The 16,886-nt window shown below is 66.7% G+C and carries 16 protein-coding genes, 1 tRNA gene and 1 riboswitch; all 17 genes read right to left on the bottom strand.

The window, feature by feature from the left end:
• Positions 1 to 11: 11 nt before the first annotated feature.
• Entirely contained in the window at positions 12 to 1,286 is a 1,275-nt protein-coding gene (locus GWK50_RS07550; protein WP_162015924.1) for a cytosine permease, read from the bottom strand.
• 57 nt (positions 1,287 to 1,343) lie between these two features.
• Positions 1,344 to 1,447, bottom strand: a riboswitch (TPP riboswitch).
• Between the two features lie 145 nt (positions 1,448 to 1,592).
• On the bottom strand, positions 1,593 to 2,486 hold the full coding sequence (cho, locus tag GWK50_RS07555; protein WP_162015926.1) for an excinuclease Cho: 894 nt from the start codon (positions 2,484 to 2,486) through the stop codon (positions 1,593 to 1,595).
• Positions 2,487 to 2,659: 173 nt separating this feature from the next.
• A tRNA-Gly gene (locus GWK50_RS07560) sits at positions 2,660 to 2,733 on the bottom strand.
• 72 nt (positions 2,734 to 2,805) lie between these two features.
• A complete protein-coding gene (locus GWK50_RS07565) occupies positions 2,806 to 3,939 on the bottom strand; it encodes a branched-chain amino acid ABC transporter substrate-binding protein (RefSeq protein WP_162015928.1) in 1,134 nt (377 codons plus the stop codon).
• Positions 3,940 to 4,150: 211 nt separating this feature from the next.
• Positions 4,151 to 5,194, bottom strand: coding sequence for an NAD(P)/FAD-dependent oxidoreductase (locus tag GWK50_RS07570; protein WP_162015930.1), 1,044 nt, complete (start codon positions 5,192 to 5,194; stop codon positions 4,151 to 4,153).
• A gap of 160 nt (positions 5,195 to 5,354) precedes the next feature.
• The gene (gene fdxA / locus GWK50_RS07575; protein WP_119964963.1) at positions 5,355 to 5,684 is read right to left on the bottom strand and encodes a ferredoxin FdxA; all 330 of its coding nucleotides are present in this window, start codon (positions 5,682 to 5,684) and stop codon (positions 5,355 to 5,357) included.
• Positions 5,685 to 5,795: 111 nt separating this feature from the next.
• Complete coding sequence (locus GWK50_RS07580) at positions 5,796 to 7,157, bottom strand: GTP-binding protein (RefSeq protein ID WP_162015932.1); 1,362 nt, start codon at positions 7,155 to 7,157, stop codon at positions 5,796 to 5,798.
• Positions 7,157 to 8,089, bottom strand: a complete 933-nt coding sequence (gene cysD / locus GWK50_RS07585) for a sulfate adenylyltransferase subunit CysD (RefSeq protein ID WP_162015934.1) — start codon at positions 8,087 to 8,089, stop codon at positions 7,157 to 7,159. Before cysD ends, GWK50_RS07580 begins: the two co-directional genes overlap by 1 nt.
• Before the next feature lie 18 nt (positions 8,090 to 8,107).
• Complete coding sequence (locus tag GWK50_RS07590; RefSeq protein ID WP_162015936.1) at positions 8,108 to 8,740, bottom strand: phosphoadenosine phosphosulfate reductase family protein; 633 nt, start codon at positions 8,738 to 8,740, stop codon at positions 8,108 to 8,110.
• A 61-nt stretch (positions 8,741 to 8,801) separates the two neighbouring features.
• On the bottom strand, positions 8,802 to 9,197 hold the full coding sequence (locus GWK50_RS07595; RefSeq protein WP_162018048.1) for a DUF934 domain-containing protein: 396 nt from the start codon (positions 9,195 to 9,197) through the stop codon (positions 8,802 to 8,804).
• 32 nt (positions 9,198 to 9,229) lie between these two features.
• Positions 9,230 to 11,020 (bottom strand): nitrite/sulfite reductase, encoded by a 1,791-nt coding sequence (locus tag GWK50_RS07600; RefSeq protein WP_162015938.1) that lies wholly within the window; start codon positions 11,018 to 11,020, stop codon positions 9,230 to 9,232.
• A 170-nt stretch (positions 11,021 to 11,190) separates the two neighbouring features.
• Complete coding sequence (locus GWK50_RS07605; protein ID WP_162015940.1) at positions 11,191 to 11,994, bottom strand: sulfite exporter TauE/SafE family protein; 804 nt, start codon at positions 11,992 to 11,994, stop codon at positions 11,191 to 11,193.
• Between the two features lie 69 nt (positions 11,995 to 12,063).
• Entirely contained in the window at positions 12,064 to 13,953 is a 1,890-nt protein-coding gene (gene mnmC / locus GWK50_RS07610) for an FAD-dependent 5-carboxymethylaminomethyl-2-thiouridine(34) oxidoreductase MnmC (protein WP_197904988.1), read from the bottom strand.
• 80 nt (positions 13,954 to 14,033) lie between these two features.
• Positions 14,034 to 14,306: an oxidative damage protection protein gene (locus GWK50_RS07615; RefSeq protein WP_162015944.1), complete on the bottom strand. Its 273-nt coding sequence runs from the start codon at positions 14,304 to 14,306 to the stop codon at positions 14,034 to 14,036.
• A 342-nt stretch (positions 14,307 to 14,648) separates the two neighbouring features.
• Positions 14,649 to 15,098: a nitrate reductase cytochrome c-type subunit gene (locus GWK50_RS07620; protein WP_162015946.1), complete on the bottom strand. Its 450-nt coding sequence runs from the start codon at positions 15,096 to 15,098 to the stop codon at positions 14,649 to 14,651.
• A 34-nt stretch (positions 15,099 to 15,132) separates the two neighbouring features.
• A complete protein-coding gene (gene napH, locus GWK50_RS07625) occupies positions 15,133 to 16,032 on the bottom strand; it encodes a quinol dehydrogenase ferredoxin subunit NapH (RefSeq protein ID WP_162015948.1) in 900 nt (299 codons plus the stop codon).
• Complete coding sequence (gene napG, locus GWK50_RS07630) at positions 16,029 to 16,874, bottom strand: ferredoxin-type protein NapG (RefSeq protein WP_162015950.1); 846 nt, start codon at positions 16,872 to 16,874, stop codon at positions 16,029 to 16,031. Before napG ends, napH begins: the two co-directional genes overlap by 4 nt.
• Positions 16,875 to 16,886 lie beyond the last annotated feature (12 nt).

Below are 16,886 nucleotides of genomic sequence, written 5' to 3' on the forward strand. Positions count from 1 at the left end.
TACAATAGCAATCAGGCGCTGCGTGGCCGCGTGGCCCAGGCCAACGCAAAGCTCAGCGCCAGTGTGGGCAGGGCCGAGCCCAGCGCCGGTGCCACCTTGGGCAGCAGGTGGTACAGCGCCACACCTGCCAGCCAGATGGCAATGGGCCCGGCATGGGCCTTGCCCGCCTGGGCCAGCAGGGCGCCCGCATTGGCGCCAAAGGCCAGGCGCCCCAGGATCACGCCAAACAGCGGCACGAACACCGAGCTGAGCATCAGCAGAAATGGCTCCAGGCTGTGCATGGGCAGCACCAGCGCGAGCAGCGTGCACACCACGGCCAGCACCGCGCCCCAGCGGCGCACACTCCAGCCCGGCAGCAGGCTGTGGCTAGAGACGGCGCCCGAGTAGGTGTCGCCATAGGCGTTGTCCACCTCGTCGATGAGGATCAGCGACAGCGCAATCAGCCCGCCCTGGGCCAGCAGCAGCGCGGTCACCAGATCCTGGCTGGGCAGTGTCAGCGCCACCAGCACGCCCAGCGCGTAGCACCACATGTTGGCCAGCGCATAGCCTGCCCAGGCGCCGCGCAGCGCGGCACCGCCATGGCGACCATGGCGCGCGTAGTCGGCCACCAGCGGCAGCCACGAAATCGGCATGGCGATCACCAGATCCAGCGCGGGCATCACACCCATGCCGCCGTCGCCACGGCGCTGCCAGAGGGCGTCCAGCCCTTGCTCTTGCGCCAGCCCCAGAAACTGCCACGACAGCCACAGCAGCGACAACACCACCAGCGGCAAGGCCACGCGGGCGATGATGCGGCGTACCAGTTGAACCATGGAGCCGCTGATGAGCAGCAGCACTACGCCGCCCCACAGCAGCGTGGCCAGCACCGGCCAGTGCGCACCTTCCCAGCCGCCGCCCTGGCGACCAATCGCGACGCTGGCATCGCGCATCACCACCAGCTCAAAGGTCCCCCAGCCAATGAGCTGGATGATGTTGAGCACGATGGGCAGGCGCGCGAACTGGCGGCCATACACCGCATGCATCAGCCCTGCGCTGGCCAGGCCGCTGTCGCAACCGATCTTGGCCACCCAACCCAGCAACCCTGCTCCCAGGATGGAGCCCGCCACAATGGCCAGCAGCGCCTCTTGCGTGCCCAGCGCAGGCATCAGGTAGGCGCCCACCTGCATCACCAGCAGACCCACGCCCAGGCTGAACCACAGCGAGGCATGGTCGTGCCATTGAAAGACGCGCTGGTCGGCGCCGACAGGTGTCAGCGCCTCGTTGGCGGATGCGTTGCGGGTGCTCATGTGGACTCCTTGGCAGTGCGGCACAAGGAAGGTCCGGGCCATGCGCGAAGGGGCATGGCAATCGAGGACGGGCTTCCCTGCGCGAGGATGATCTCAATCAGGTTCAAAGGGACTCTCTCAGCCCCTTGCCAGCGTTGGCAGGGGCACCCCCAGCGAATGCACCGCTGTGCGGCGGTGCGGGGCGCATTCTAGCGGGGGCGCACGAAGTGTGCTGATGCGCGTTTTGGGCGGAGGGCGTCAGCCTTGGGTGGCGCCTTCCGCTGTCGGTGTGGCAAGGTCGACCAGCGCGCACAGGGAGGTGTGACATCACAGCAAGATGATCTCGGAGCGCCCGCTGAGCAACGGCTTGCACAGGATCTTGTAGCCATCGGCGTCGAATCCCGCCGCCACGCAATCCAGTGCCGACGCTTCTTCGGGCTTGCTCACGCTGCCCAGGTAGCACCAGTGGCGCAGCACATGGATCTGGACATCGTTAGCATGGGGTGGCGGTGCTGATTCGTTCCGCTCGGGGGTAAAGCGTTCGACCAGACCGACCGTGCCCGGATACGGCCAGGTGGCGATCTGCAGGTCCAGCAGCGCGGTGAAGAGGCGCTGGCGGTGTGCGTTCGGCGATTCATCACCCCGGCAGACCCCGGCGCACTGGTGCAGCATGGCCCTGAAGCACGCCTTGCCGGGCGGGAGTTTTTCCAGGCCGAGTGCGCCGTAGCAGAGCTTGTGCTGGTCTGCGAGCTTGCGCAGCCCTTCCTGGGCGGCGCGGTGGCTGTTGAACAGGCCGTACAGGCCGGACTCGGTGGCGAACTGGATGTCCTTGGCATACACCACCTCGGGCCGGTCGCCGTTCATGCGCAGCGCACACAGCTGGCGGCTGCGGCGCAGCTTCTGGTTGAACAGCGGGTGCAGTTCCTTGATCAGTTTCGCTTCCAGCAGCAGGGCCCCAATCTCTCCCGCCGTGCGGATATGGCTGATGCGCCGGGTCTGGCGCAGCATGCGCGCTTCGTCGGGTGTGCGCAGATGGGCCAGCAAACGGTTGCGCAGGTTGATGCTCTTGCCGATGTACAGCGGTAGGTCGCCTTCCTCGCCATGGAAGAGGTACACCCCAGGTGCTGCAGGCATGTCGGCAAGGGCTGCGCGCAGGTGCTCGGGGTATTCGTAGTACCTGGCTTCATCGAACTCAGGGCGGCGGCGTGCGGGAATGTGCATGGCAAATCTCCGCTTCAGGTCTTGAACTGCTTGACGTTGGCCAACACGATCCCTCACGCCTCGATGGTCTGCTTGCCGTGGGGCACGATGTCTTCAAGGCAACAAAAAACCCGCTGCTCCCATGGAGTCAACGGGTTGTGTGGGGTGGCTTGATGCCCGAAGAGATGGCTGTCTGGAGCGGGTGATGGGAATCGAACCCACGTTATTTGCTTGGGAAGCAAGAGTCCTACCATTGAACGACACCCGCGCAACCCCGCATTATAGGCAAGCCGACGCTCGCCTCAGGTGTGCGGGGCGGACATGCGCCGGAAGGCGCGTATCACTGGCTGCTCAGCGCCATGGGCTTGCCATTCTTGAAGGTGTTGACCACCGTGGGGGCCTTCAGGCGGTTGCCCTTGTCGTCGTAGCCGTATTCACCCAGCACGCCCTTGTAGGGGTTCTTGCGCATCCAGTCGCCGACCTTGGCGGGATCGATGGAGCCGCTCTTTTGCATGGCTTCGCCGATGAACATCACCTGGTCGTAGTAGGCCGGGCCATACACGTCGGGGTTTTGGCCAAAGCGCTTCTTGAACTTGTCCTGGAAGGCCTTGGTGGTGTCGTTGGCGTCCATCAGCATGCCGGCGTAGGCGCAGTACACAAAGTCGTTGACCGCGTCGCCCGCAAGCTTGGCCACCTCGGGGCTGCACAGCGTGTCGCCACCCAGCAGCTTGGCGCTGATGCCCAGCTGCTTCATCTGGCGTGCCATGGGGGCGGCCTGGGGCGCGTAGCCGCCGTAGAAAATGGCCTCGGGCTGCTTGCCCTTGAGGCTGGTCAGAATGGCCATGAAGTCGGTGGCCTTGTCGTTGGTGAACTCGCGGCCGACGATGGTCAGGCCCAGCTTCTGCGCTTCCTTGGCGAACTCCTCGGCCACGCCCTGACCGAAGGCGGTGCGGTCATCGACCACGCCCACCTTCTTGAGCTTCATGGTGTTGGCGGCGTAGGCTGCCATGTTGCCGCCGATCTGCGAGTCGCTGGCAACGATGCGGAACACGTTCTTGTAGCCGCCCTGCGTGACCTTGGGGTTGGTACCCACGGTGGAAACCATGGTGCCGCCGCCGTCGTAGACACGCGATGCGGGAATGGCCACGCCCGAGCAGTAGGGGCCCATGACGTACTTCACGCCCGAATCCACGAGCTTCTGGGCCACGGCCACGCCGGTCTTGGCGTCGCACTGGTCGTCTTCGGAGACCACTTCAAACTTCAGCGTCTTGCCACCCACGGTGATCTTGCGGGCGTTGAGCTCCTCGACAGCCAGGCGCACGCCGTTGTCGTTGTCGCGCCCGGCAAAGGTGTTGGGGCCGGACAAGGGGCCGCTGTGGCCGATCTTGACGACTTGCTCCTGGGCCATGGCGGGGGCGGCACAGGCCAGGATGACAGCAGCGACGAGGGGGGATTTCAGGAGAAAGGGGCGCATGGAAAGAGGCTTCCGAAGAGGATTGCGGAATGGGTGCCCTTGGACGCCGGGCGGGTAGGCCCGGGCCCGTGGGCGGCGGTGTCTGGGTACAGACGCACGCGCTGAGCGCGCGTTGCGATTCTGCCGCAGCAGGGTGCGTTTTTAGCGCCATTAATAAATGACGCGGGGAAGTAGCGCGCCGTATGCTCTGGCCAGGAGCACCCCAGCCTGGTCAGTGCGCCGACGGCGCCACACCCAGCAAGCCTTGCAGCCGTTCGCTGCTGGTCGTGTATTCCAGCGGCAGCTTGTGTCCCGCCAGCCATTCCGCCGCACCAAAGGCGGCCAGCGTGGCTTCGTGGAAGCCGCTGAGGATGAGCTTGCGCTTGCCGGGGTAGGTGATGGCGTCACCCACGGCGTGGATGCCGGGCACGCTGGTGGCGAAGGTGGCGGTGTCCACCACGAGCTGCTTGCGTTCCAAGGCCAGGCCCCATTCGGCGATGTGCCCCAAGCGCGGCACCAGGCCCAGGCGCACCAGCAGCAGGTCCAGCGGCAGGCGCAGCTGCGTGCCTTCGGGCGTGGTCAGGTCCAGCGCGGTGAGGCGCCCTTGCTCTTCGACGATGCCGCCGGCCACGCCGATGGCGACCGCGATGCGGCCAGCCGCGCGCAGGGCCTGCAACTCTTGCAGCAGGGCGGGCGGGGCGTCGAACACGTCGCGGCGGTGCTGCAGGGTGGTGTGGGCGGGGCGCAGGGCCTCGGGGGCGGTGGCGCAGGCGATGGCCTGGGCCACGGCGGGTTCGTCGCCTCCATGCACCACCACGCGCTGGCCGACGAGGCTGGTGCCTTCGTCCAGGCGGTAACGCAGTTGGTTGCCCTCATGGGCTTCCAGGCCGGGGAGCTTGAGGGTGCGCGGCACGAAGGCACCCACGCCGGTGGCGATGAACACGGCACGGGCCTGCAGCTGCGTGCCTTGCGCAGTGCCGACGCGGAAGCCGCCTTCGGGCAACGCCTGCACCGTGTCCACCTGCTGGCCGAGGTGCAGCGTGGGGGCGAAGGGCTGGATTTGTGCCAGCAGGCGCTGCACCAGTTCGTTCCCGGTGCAGGCCTGGACGGCGGGGATGTCGTAGATGGGTTTGTCGCCGTACAGCTCGGCGCACTGGCCGCCGGGGTGGGGCAGTGCGTCGATGACGTGGGCGCGCAGGCCTTGCAGGCCGAGCTGGAACACCTGGAAAAGGCCAACAGGCCCCGCGCCGATGACGATGGCGTCGGTGCTGAGCATTCCTGAACTCAGTGAGGCCTGCAGCCGATGCAACGGACGCGGCCCAGGCCAGGGCCGCCGTGCAAGGGCCGCCCCGCAGCACCGGCGGCGTCCCCCTTCCCGCAAAGCATGGCTTTGCGAGAGAAGGGGGAAGGCGCGCAGCGCCAGAGGGTGTTGTGCATTACCGCTGCAGGTCCTTGACCTTGCCGGGCTGGCCGTTCCACTCGTCGGCGTCGGGCAGGGCGGCCTTGCGCTTGGTGATGGGCTTCCAGCCGGGGGCGTTGGTCAGATCGGCGTTGATCTTGATGAAGGCCAGCTCGGTGGGGGGCAGGTCTTCTTCGGCGAAGATGGCGTTGGCCGGGCACTCAGGCACGCAGACGGCACAGTCGATGCATTCGTCCGGGTTGATGACCAGCATGTTCGGGCCTTCGACGAAGCAGTCAACGGGACACACGTCCACACAATCGGTGTATTTGCACTTGATGCAGTTTTCGGAGACGACGTGGGTCATGGCAGTGTGAATTTGTAATCGGGATAACCCTGGATTTTAAGTCGGTGGCAGGCCGCCCCCCGGGGGCGGCCCTGCCGGTGCAGGGGAAAACTGAGCGCTTGTTGCTTTGGCTCAGTTCACCAGCACGGCGCCTGCGGTGGCGTTGCTGGCCGTATCCACCAGAATCAGCGAGCCCAGCACGCGCGCCTGGCTGAACGGTGCAGCGGGCAGGGGTTCCTGCAGCAGCAGCTCCACATGGCCGATGGCGTTGGGGTCCAGCCGCTCGGCGTCTTCCTCGGCCAGGGTATTGATGTCCAGCCGGTGCACCACGCGGCGCACCTTGGCCTTGACCCAGCGGTGGCCGTGCAGCGCCCAATAGACGCGGCCCGCCAGCAGCGGTTCGTTGTCCATCCAGGCCACGGTGGCCTTGATCTCGCGCTGGCCGGGCCATGCGGGTACGGCGGCAGGTGCGTCAAAGTCGTCTTCGGCCACGGCGGCCTGCGTGGGTGCGGCCACGATCCAGTCGCCGCGCGAGACGTCCACCTCACGGTCGAGGATGATGCCCGCGCTCTCGCCCGCACCCACGGTGGTGGGGCGGCGTGCGTGGTCCAGCACCTGGGCCACGGTGGCCAGTTGCCCGCTGGGGAAGACCTGCACCGCGCTACCCGGCTGCACGCTGCCTGCGGCCACACGGCCCCAGAACACGCGGCGACCCTGGCTGGTGTCGGACGAAGACGAGAACTTCTCCACCCACTGCACCGGGAAGGCCAGCGGCAGGCCGGTGTCGGCCGGGGTGTTGGGCAGCAGCTCGAGGATCTGCAGCAGGCTCGGGCCTTCGTAGCCGCACCAGCCGCTGTGGCGATCCACCACGTTCCAGCCCTTGAGGGCCGAGACGGGCACGGTGGCGGCCACCTGAATGCCGGCGTCCTGGGCGAACTGCGCCAGCGCGGCGCCGATGTGCTGGAAGGCGAGCTGCGGGTCTTCCACGGCGTCGAGCTTGTTCACGGCAAACACCAGCGAATGCACGCGCAGCAGGTGCACCAGCAGGCTGTGGCGGCGCGTTTGTGGCAGCAGCGCGAGTTGCGGGTTTTTCCAGTCGAGCTTGGTGGCATCCACCAGCACCACGGCGGCGTCGGCCTGCGAGGCGGCGGTGACCATGTTGCGTGTGTACTGCTCGTGGCCCGGCGCGTCGCCGATGATGAACTTGCGCTCTTCGGTGGCAAAGTAGCGGTAGGCCACGTCGATGGTGATGCCCTGTTCGCGTTCTGCACTGAGGCCGTCGGTCAGCAGGGCCAGGTCCACCTCGCCACCACGCTGCACACCGGCCAGGTGGTCCTGCAGCACGGCGCGGCTGTCCACCAGCAGGCGGCCGATCAGCGTGCTCTTGCCGTCGTCCACGCTGCCGCAGGTAATGAACTTCAGCGCTGAAATATGGTCATTTTGGGCTGCATCGCCCGCCGTTGCTGCGGTATCAGCTATCAAATTCATAGTCATCAGAAGTACCCGTCTTTCTTGCGCTTTTCCATCGAGGCGTCGGAGGTCTTGTCGTCCATGCGCGTGGCGCCGCGCTCGCTCACGTCGGCAGCCAGCGTTTCGATCACGATGTCGGCGGCCGTGGCGGCCGGGCTTTCCACGGGGCAGGTGCAGGTGATGTCGCCCACGGTGCGGAAGCGCACGTCGCGCGTTTCCACCACCTCGCCCTCGCGCGGCGGCGTGAGTTCGGTCACGGGCACGAGCAGCCCCTTGCGCTCGACCACCTGGCGCTTGTGCGTGTAGTAGAGCGAGGGCAGGGCGATGTTCTCGCGGTCGATGTACTGCCACACGTCCAGCTCGGTCCAGTTGCTGATGGGGAACACGCGGAAGTGCTCGCCGGGTGCCAGGCGGGTGTTGAACAGCGTCCACAGTTCGGGGCGCTGGGCCTTGGGCTGCCATTGGCCGAAGCTGTCGCGGTGGCTGAAGATGCGCTCTTTGGCGCGCGCCTTTTCCTCGTCGCGGCGGGCGCCGCCGATGAGGGCGTCGAAGCGGAACTCGTCGATGGCCTCCAGCAGCGTGACCGACTGGTGCACGTTGCGGCTCTCACCGGGGTGCGCCAGGCGCACGGTGCCACGCGCCATGGAGTCCTCGACGCTGCGCACGATGAGTTCGGCGCCCAGCTCCTTGGCGCGGAAGTCGCGGAAGTCCGTCACCTCGTGGAAGTTGTGGCCCGTGTCGATCATGAGCAGCGGGTAGGGGATGCGGCCCACGCCAAAGGCCTTCTCGGCGCACTTGAGCATGACCAGCGAATCCTTGCCGCCCGAGAACAGCAGGGTGGGGCGCTCGAAGGCGGCGGCCACCTCGCGCAGGATGAAGATGGTTTCTTCTTCCAGCGCGTCGAGGTGGCGGTTGCTGAGGTGGCTCAGCGTGGAGGTGTCGATGCGGGCGTTCATGGTCGTGTTCGGTCGGGGTCAGTGGGCGAGATGAAGACCGCATTCGCGGTTGTCTTCGCCCTTGGTCGGGTCCACGTAATCAAAATTATTGGGCAGGCCGTGTGCCTTGCAGTATTCGTGCAGGTCCTTGGACGTCCAGTGCAGCAGCGGCGCCACCTTGATGAGGCCGTCGGGGTTGATGCTGACGGGCTCCATCTGCGCGCGCACGGCCGTGTCGGTGGCGCGCAGCGCGGTGAACCAGACCTGGGGCGCGGTCTCGCGCAGGGCGCGGGCAAAGGGTTCGAGCTTCACCTCTTCGGTGAAGGCGGCGTGGCGCGGGTCGTCCAGCGCGGGCGTGGCCCCTTCCACCGCCTCGCGGTGGGCGCGCGAGCGGCGTGGCAAGTAGATGCGCAGGTTCAGCCCCAGCTGCTTTGTCACCTCGTCGGCAAAGCGGTAGGTGGCTTCGGTGTTGTAGCCGTTGTCCATCCACACCACGGGCACATCGGGTTGCACGCGGGTGACCAGGTGCAGGATGACGGCCTCGAACGGGCGGAAGTTGGTGGTGACGATGGAGCGCTGACCCAGGCCCAGCGCCCAGGCTGTGAGGCCTGCGGCGTCGCGGCCCATTTCGGCGTTGACGCGGGCAAGTTCGGCGGCGGTCATGGTGCTCATTGGGTTACCTCCGTGCTGCGCACTGCGGTGCGAGCTTGCTTGGGAACGGCTCGGCGCGCGCTCATGCGGCCTCCCGGGCAAACAAGGGGCGCGGCTCCAGCATGTCGCCCTGGTAGAAGCCTTGGTAGCGTGCCAGTTGGCGCTCGGCCGCGTCGGCCTGGATACCGGGGGCCAGCACTGCGCTGCTGAACCCGCTGCGCTGCATTTGCAGGAGCTGGTCGATCAGCACGTCGCCCGTGGCACGCAGGTCGCCCGCAAAACGGTAGCGGCGGCGCAGCAGCACGGCCTGGCTGAAGGCGCGGCCGTCGGTGAACTTGGGGAAGACCAGCTCGATGCGGTCCACCCCTTCGAGGGCGCCGCTGCCCGCCAGTTCGGCCAGGTCGGCATCGTTGGCGATTTGCAGCACTTTTTGGCTCTCAGCGACCGTATCTATTGCGTCAGCAGCTATTATTTTCATAGTGAATCCATCGTGGAATACAGGGGCGGTGCTCATTCGGCCAGGGCTTCCTCAGTGGCCTTGGGGTGGCGTGCGCCGTTGGCTGCGGCCTTGAAGGGGTCTTGCCCCACGCGGCGCAGCGTGTCGATGAAGAACTCACCACCCTTGCGCAGGCTGCGGTAGGTGCCCAGCAAGGCCTCGATCACGTCGGGCACTTCGGCCGCCGAGAACGCGGGGCCCACCACCTTGCCGCCAATGGCCGGGCCCGACAGTTGCGAGCCGTCCGAGCCGCCCAGGGTGATCTGGTACCACTCCATGCCGTCCTTGTCCACGCCCAGGATGCCAATGTGGCCGCTGTGGTGGTGGCCGCAGCTGTTGATGCAGCCGCTCATGTGCAGGTCGATGGGGCCCAGGTCGAACAGTTCGTCCAGGTCCTGGTAGCGCTCGGTGATGGCTGCCGCAATGGGCAGCGAGCGGGCGTTGGCCAGCGAGCAGAAGTCGCCGCCGGGGCAGGCAATCATGTCGGTCAGCAGGCCGATGTTGGGCTGGGCCAGACCCAGCGCGCGTGCGGCTTCGTACAGTGCGGGCAGGTCGCTTTCAAACACCCAGGGCAGCATCAGGTTCTGGTCGTGGGTGATGCGCGCCTCGCCAGCGCTGAACTGCTCGGCCAGCTGGGCCAGGGCGTCCAGCGTGTCGGCGCTGGCGTCGCCTGGGGCAAAGCCCACGCGCTTGAAGGACAGTGTGACTGCCTTCATGCCTGCCAGCTTGTGGCCGCGCACGTTTTGCTGCAGCCAGCGCTGGTAGAGCTGGCCGGAGGTGTTCACGCTGTGCGTGCGGCTGGCGGGCTGCAGCGGCGGCACCACAAAGCTGGCCTGCACGCGGGCCAGTTCCGCCGCGGTGATGGTGTGCGGTGCGCCGTCCTGTTCCACAATGGCGCGGTACTCTTTTTCCACCGCGTCGATGAAGGATTGACCCTCGGCCTTGACCAGGATCTTGATGCGTGCCTTCCACTTGTTGTCACGGCGGCCGTAGCCGTTGTACACGCGGATCACGGCCTCCACGTAGTTGAGGATCTGGTCCCAGGGCAGGAATTCGCGCACCACGCTGCCAATGACGGGCGTGCGGCCCATCCCGCCGCCCACCTTGACGGTGAAGCCCGCGCTGCCGTCCTCGGCGCGGCGCGCCTGCAGGCCGATGTCGTACCAGCCGGTGGCGGCGCGGTCTTCCTCGGCGCCGTTGAAGGCGATCTTGAATTTGCGCGGCAGGAAGGCGAATTCCGGGTGCAGCGTGCTCCACTGGCGCATGATTTCGGCAAAGGGCCGGGTGTCCAGGATCTCGTCCTCGGCAATGCCTTCGTAGGCCTCGCAGGTGATGTTGCGGATGGTGTTGCCGCTGGTCTGGATCCCGTGCATGTGCACGCTGGCCAGCAGGTCCATCACATCGGCCGCCTTGGTGATGGGAATCCAGTTGAACTGCACATTGGTGCGCGTGGTGAAGTGCCCGTAGCCGTAGGTCAGGGGCGCGGCAGCCAGCGTCAGGCCGGGCTGGGCCGCCTGCAACTGGTCTTGCGTGGCCTGCGCGTGGGCCAGCAGCTCGGGCGTGGGGCGGTCGTAGTCGCGCGCAATGTGCGCCAGCATGCGCAACTGCGTGCTGCTGATTTCGCCATAGGGCACGGCAATGCGCGCCATGGGCGCATAGCGCTGGATGTACCAGCCATTTTGCAGGCGCAGCGGCAGCAAGTGCTCATCGCTCAGCTCGCCGCGTTGCCAGCGCTCGAGCTGGTCGCGGAACTGTTGGGCACGCAGGCGGATGAACTGCTTGTCGAATTCGGTGTATTGGTACATGGGAATACTCAGAAGGTGTGAATGAATCCGGCGTGTCCGAGCAGGCCGCGAAAACGCGGCCGATCTAGGCGCAAAGCGCAGCCATAGCGCGGGCTATGGCGAGCATTTGCAACGACGAGCGGGTGTGTTTTGGCGGAATGAGCGGGCATGGTGGGTTCGTTCACAGCTTCTTAGATAAAAACCAGTTTGGTGCCCGCCCAGGCGAGCAGCACGGAAAGGGCCGAGCGAATGAGCCGCTCCGGCGTGCGTGACACCAGGCGCGAACCCAGCCAGATGCCAGGCAGCGAACCTGCCAGCAACTGCGCCAGCAGCGGCCAGTCCACGGAACCCAGCGACGCATGGCCCATGCCGGCGACCAGCGTCAGCGGCACAGCGTAGGCAATGTCGGCGGCAACGATGCGTGGCAGCGGCAGGTGCGGGAACACCAGCAGCAGCACGGTCACGCCAATGGCGCCCGCGCCGACCGAGGTGAACGTGACCATGACGCCGATGACCGCCCCCAGCAGCACCGGCAGGCTCCAGTGGCGCGGCTCGGCGGCATTGGCGGCGTTGGCCCGGCGGGCAGCCAGCTCGGCGGCCTGGCGCTGGGCCGAGAAGGCCAGCACCTTGTACAGAGTGGCGGCGGCTGTCAGCAGCAGTGCCACGCCCAGGGTGGTGGTCATGAGGTGTTGCACGCGGTCGCTGGCAGGGCCCAGGTAGTGCAGCAGCCACAGCGCAGCCAGCGCTGCCGGAATGCTGCCCGCACTCAGCAGGCCCACCACACGCCAGGGCACCAGGCGCTGGCGCGCCATGCTAACCGTGCCGCCCAGCTTGGTGAAGGCGGCAAACAGCAGGTCGGTGCCGATCGCCAGGTGCGGCTTCACGCCAAAGAAGAAGATCAGCACGGGCGTCATCAGCGAGCCGCCGCCCACACCGGTCAGTCCCACGATCAGCCCCACGGCAAAGCCGGCAACGATGAATGCAATATCTGGCATGGCCGCGACTGTAGGCGGCCTTTATATATATGCAAACTAATTTTTTGTGCTTCTTATATATTTAAAATGCTATTTGGATGCGCTGGCGGCCACCAAGCGTTCGGCGCGCAGGGCGCGGGCCAGCTTGGCGTCCAGTGGCAAGGGTTCCTGGTGCAGCCAGGCAGCCAGCAGCTCACCGCACAGCACAGCCCGCGTGAGCCCGCGTGCGCCCATGGCCGTGCTCACCCACAGGCCGGGCCGGTCGGCCGACACTGGCCCCACGCAGGGCAGCCGGTCGGGTGAGGTGCAGCGCACGCCGGCCCAGGCCTGCAGGGCATCGGGTTCTGTGGTTTCAAAGGCCGGGTGCAGCAGCGGCTCGGCGCTGAGCACCAGGCTTTGAAGGCGGTGCAGGTTGGTGGCATGGGCCGTGGCCTGTTCTTCGGGGCTCAAAGGCAGGCGCTCCTGGTCGCGGTCAAAGGTCGAGCCCAGGTGCCATGCGGTCCCTGCGCCGTGCGGCACATGTGCGACCAGTGCGCCGTTGCCGTTGATGGGAAAAGGGGGCAAACCGGCCATGGCCGCCGTTTGCGGCCCCCAGCTCAATTGCCCGCGCACGGGCTGCAGGGGCAGGTGCGGGGCCTGCGCCAGACTCAGCAGCGCATTGGTGGCCGGGCCTGCGGCCAGCACCACCAGTGGGGCCTGGGCCACGAGGGTTCCTTGCGCGTCCATCACCTGCCAGTCGCCGCAGTCGCTGCGCTGCAACCCGGCCACCCGGTGGCCCAGCCGCACATGGATGCCGGGCTGTGCCAGCAGGCGCTCGACCAGGCGTTGCGGACGCACCCAGCCTGCTTGCACATGCCAGCAGGCGGTACTGTCCTCGGGCAAGCCTGCGGTTTGCAGCGTGGCGGTGGGCGCGGCGTGGTACCAGTCGGGGCCTGGGCCGTCCTCCCAACCCGGGGGCAGGCCCGGTTTGCCGGGGGGCCGGCGCTCCAGCACGCCGCTGGGGCTCCAGTCCACGCCGCTTTGCAACAGGGCCTGCGATTGCTGCAGCATGGCGCGCACCCCGGCGCGCGAAACGCGGGTGAACACGTTGTCGTCGCTGGAGAGGTGCGGCCCGAACAGCCCCACCGGCAGGCCTGAGGCGCCGGTGGCCGGTGTGTCACCAGCGTCGATCACCTCCACCCGCCAGCCGCGCCGCGCCAGGCTGGCAGCGCTGGTGGCTCCCGCCAGCCCGGCGCCAATGACGATGCATGTGCGCTCTGCAGGCCAAGGCGCGGGGCTGGGTGCGGACCAGGCGGGTTCGTACCATGCGTTCAGATTTGCGCGCTTGGGGGGCAGGCCAGGCACCTTTTCCACACGGAAGCCGCACTGCGTCAAGGCCTCGCGCACGCTACCTGCCACAGTCCAACTGGCCAAACGGGTGCCTGGGTGGCAGCAGCGCGCCATGGCCTGCAGGGTGGGCAGGCTCCAGATGTCAGGGTTGCACTGCGGGGCAAACCCGTCCAGATAGACCGAGTCGGCTTGCCAAGCCTGTTCGCGCAACTGCGTGTGGGCGTCGCCAATGGCCAGGGTCAGCAGTACGCGTCCACCCTCGAACACCAGCCTATGCACGCCGGGCAGCAGACCCCAGTACTGGGCGAACAGTTCGTGGGCCAGTGGCAGCAACTCCGGGTGGCGCTCTGCGGCGCGCATCAGGTCGCCGGCCGCCACCGGCCACGCTTCCACCGACATGAAATGCAGCATCTGGGGGCGCTGCGCGTCTGCCCGCCAAGCAGCCCAGGTGGCCAGGAAGTTGAGCCCCATGCCAAACCCGGTCTCCAGGATGCGCCACTGCCGTGCGCCAGCCCAGGCCTGGGGCAGGCCGCAGCCCTGTAGAAACACGGCCTGCGCCTGTGCCAGTGCGCCTTGCTCACCGTGGTAGCGGTCGCCAAAGCGTTTGCTGTAGGGGGTGCCGTCGTCGAGCCAGTCAATGCCGTCAGCCATGGTGGGTTGCTTCAATAGCCAATGAAAAAAGGCGCCGCGGAGGGCGCCGGTGTGCGTGCAGAGGGCACGGGGTGGGCGTGTCAGGCACTGGGGGGGACGTAGCCCTGCACCGCGTCCGCACCGCCGCCGAAGAAATGTTGCTCCATCTGGCGTGCCAGGTACTGGCGGGCGCGTGCGTCGGCCAGGTTCAGGCGATTTTCATTCACCAGCATGGTCTGGTGTTTGATCCAGGCGGCCCAGGCTTCCTTGCTCACGCTTTGCCAGATGCGCTTGCCGAGCTCGCCGGGATAGGGGGGAAAGTCAAGGCCTTCGGCTTCCTTGCCGAGCTTGATGCATTGAACCATGCGTGCCATGGGGAACCTTTGAAATGTGTTGGTAATAAAAAAACGGAGGCACCGTGGCTGTGGTTTGGAGGGGCAGCTTCCAGAATGGTTTTGCCGCATTCCCAAACCCTTGGAACCACCGAAATGGGCCTTGGCCGCCACTTTATCAAGTTTCCTCTTGCCGACGCTGCTTTGACCCTGGGCGCTGCATCGGCTCTGAGCGTCATCCCACGATGGCACCGAGGGCTGCGCTTGACACTTTCAGTGTGGCCCAAAAAAACCGCGCCAGAGGGCAGGGACACTGCCATGGCGCGCAATAGCGGGGGGTATTTGGAGCAGGGGCATACCGGGCGGCTGGCGCCCGGGTGAGAGTCACTTGGCGGCGGTGTTGCCCTTGAAGACGTTTTCCACCAGGGGCTTGGCGTCGATCTGCGGTACGTGGCAGGAATTACACTGCCAGCGCGCCTTGTCGATCACCGGGGCATCGGGGTTGACGGGCTTGACCAGGTGGCTTTCCTTGACCTGCGGGATCTTCTGGCCGCGCACCTCCTTGTGGATGTGGCAATCCAGACAGACGTTGTCTTCGCTGGTGATGTCGTCGAAACCTTCAACCTTGTGCGGCACCAGCGGCGGTTGCTGCTGGAAGGTGCGGGGGATGAGTGCGTGACCGCCGGGCTTGCTGCCGAGGTAGGGCTGGATCTCGGGAGCCTTGTCGACGGCCGGCACATCACTGCCGCGCATGGCGCTCACCGTCTGCGCGGCGCTCCAGCATGCGGCCACGGACAGGAGGGCGGCCAGCGAGATTTTGAGGGTCGTCTTCATGATGGGGATCTCCACGTTTGAAAGGTGTTTGGAATCATTGCGGCGGCTGTGGGGCCGCACTGGTAGTGGGGGCCTCGTTCGGCGCAAAGCGCGGAACAAAGGTGAATACGTCTTTGGAGCAGACATCGATGCAGCGCCCGCAGTTGGTGCAGTTGCTGTCCAGGATCATGGGGCCCACGCCCTTGCTGGCGCCCTTGAGCGGCATGCGGATCACCTGCTGTTCGGGGCAGGCGACGAAGCAGTCGAGGCAGTTGTTGCAGTCCTCGCGCTTGGTGGCCGACACGCGCACCAGGCTCCAGCGGCCCAGCAGGCTGTGGAAGGCACCCACGGGGCACAGATGCCCGCACCAGCCGCGCTTCATGACGAACAGGTCGAACAGGAAGATGCCGCCAATGACCAGCCAGCCCGCGCCCATGCCGAAGATCAGGCCGCGCGGCAGCAGGGACACCGGGTTCACCAGCTCCCAGACGATGCCGCCGGTGGTGGCCGCCAGCACGAGGATGAGTGCCAGGATCCAGTAGCGCGTCTGGCGCGGCATGTCGCCGCCGCCGCGGATGTCGAGCTTGCGGCGCAGGGCGCTGGCCGCGTCGGTGACGATGTTCACCGGGCACACCCAGGCGCAGTAAACACGACCACCCACCAGCAGGTAGAAGACCAGCACGATGCACACGCCGATGATGGCGTTGCGCTCGGGCACATGGCGCGTGGCGAGCAGTTGCAGCATCACCAGCGGGTCGGCCAGCGGCAGCGTGCCCAGCGTCAGGCTGTAGTTGAGGTTGCCCTTGACGATCCACCAGCCGAACCACGGTCCCACAAGGAACAGCGCGAGTACGGTCAGTTGCACCAGTCGGCGCAGCACCAGCCAGCGGTGCGCACCCCACCAGCCCTTGGCTTCGATGGCCTCGCGGGCAAAGGCGTTGTCGGCGGGCTTCATCGCGGTGCTCCGTCAGGGAGTTTGCCTTCAGAGCCGAAGGGGCTGCTGGGCAGGCCCTTGCTGCTGCCCGGGTCGAAGTGGCCGGGCAGGGTGGTGCCTTCGGGCATGCGGTCGGGCAGGTCGATCAGGCCCTTGTCTTCCACCAGCGACTGGCCGGCCTTGCGCTTTTCTTCCCAGCCGATGCGGTAGTGCGCGCCCAGCTCGCCCTTGGCCTGCGCGATGGGATAGACCTTGATGGCTGCCACCTCCAGCACGCAGGACGCCTCGCACTTGCCGCAGCCCGTGCAGTGCTCGGAGTGCACCGTCGGCAGGAACATGGTGTGCTTGGCCGTGCGCTCGTTGTGCTGCACTTCGAGCGTGATGGCCTTGTCGATCACCGGGCAGACGCGGTAGCACACGTCGCAGCGCAGGCCCAGGAAGTTCAGGCAGGTTTCATGGTCCACCAGCACCGCCAGACCCATCTTGGCCTGGGTGATGTCGGTCAGGTCATGGTCCAGCGCGCCCGTAGGGCAGGCCTTGACGCAGGGAATGTCCTCGCACATCTCGCAAGGCTTGCTGCGCGCCACGAAGAAGGGTGTGCCCGTGGCCACCTGCTGTGCCGGCGTGGCCAGTTGCAGGATGTCATAGGGGCAGTCGCGCACGCACAGGCCGCAGCGGATGCAGGCGGACTGGAAGTCGGTCTCGTTGCCTGCGCCCGGCGGCCGGATGGCGCCCGCTGGCAAGGCCTTGGCCTGCTTGCTGACCAAGCCCAGGCCCAGTCCGAGCACGCTCATGCCGCAGGCCATCTTCGTGGTGTCGAGGATGAACTGGCGGCGCGCGGTGTCTTTGACGGGGGCGGTCATGGTGTGGGCGGA

This window comes from Acidovorax sp. 210-6, assembly GCF_010020825.1.
Classification (GTDB): domain Bacteria; phylum Pseudomonadota; class Gammaproteobacteria; order Burkholderiales; family Burkholderiaceae_C; genus Simplicispira; species Simplicispira sedimenti.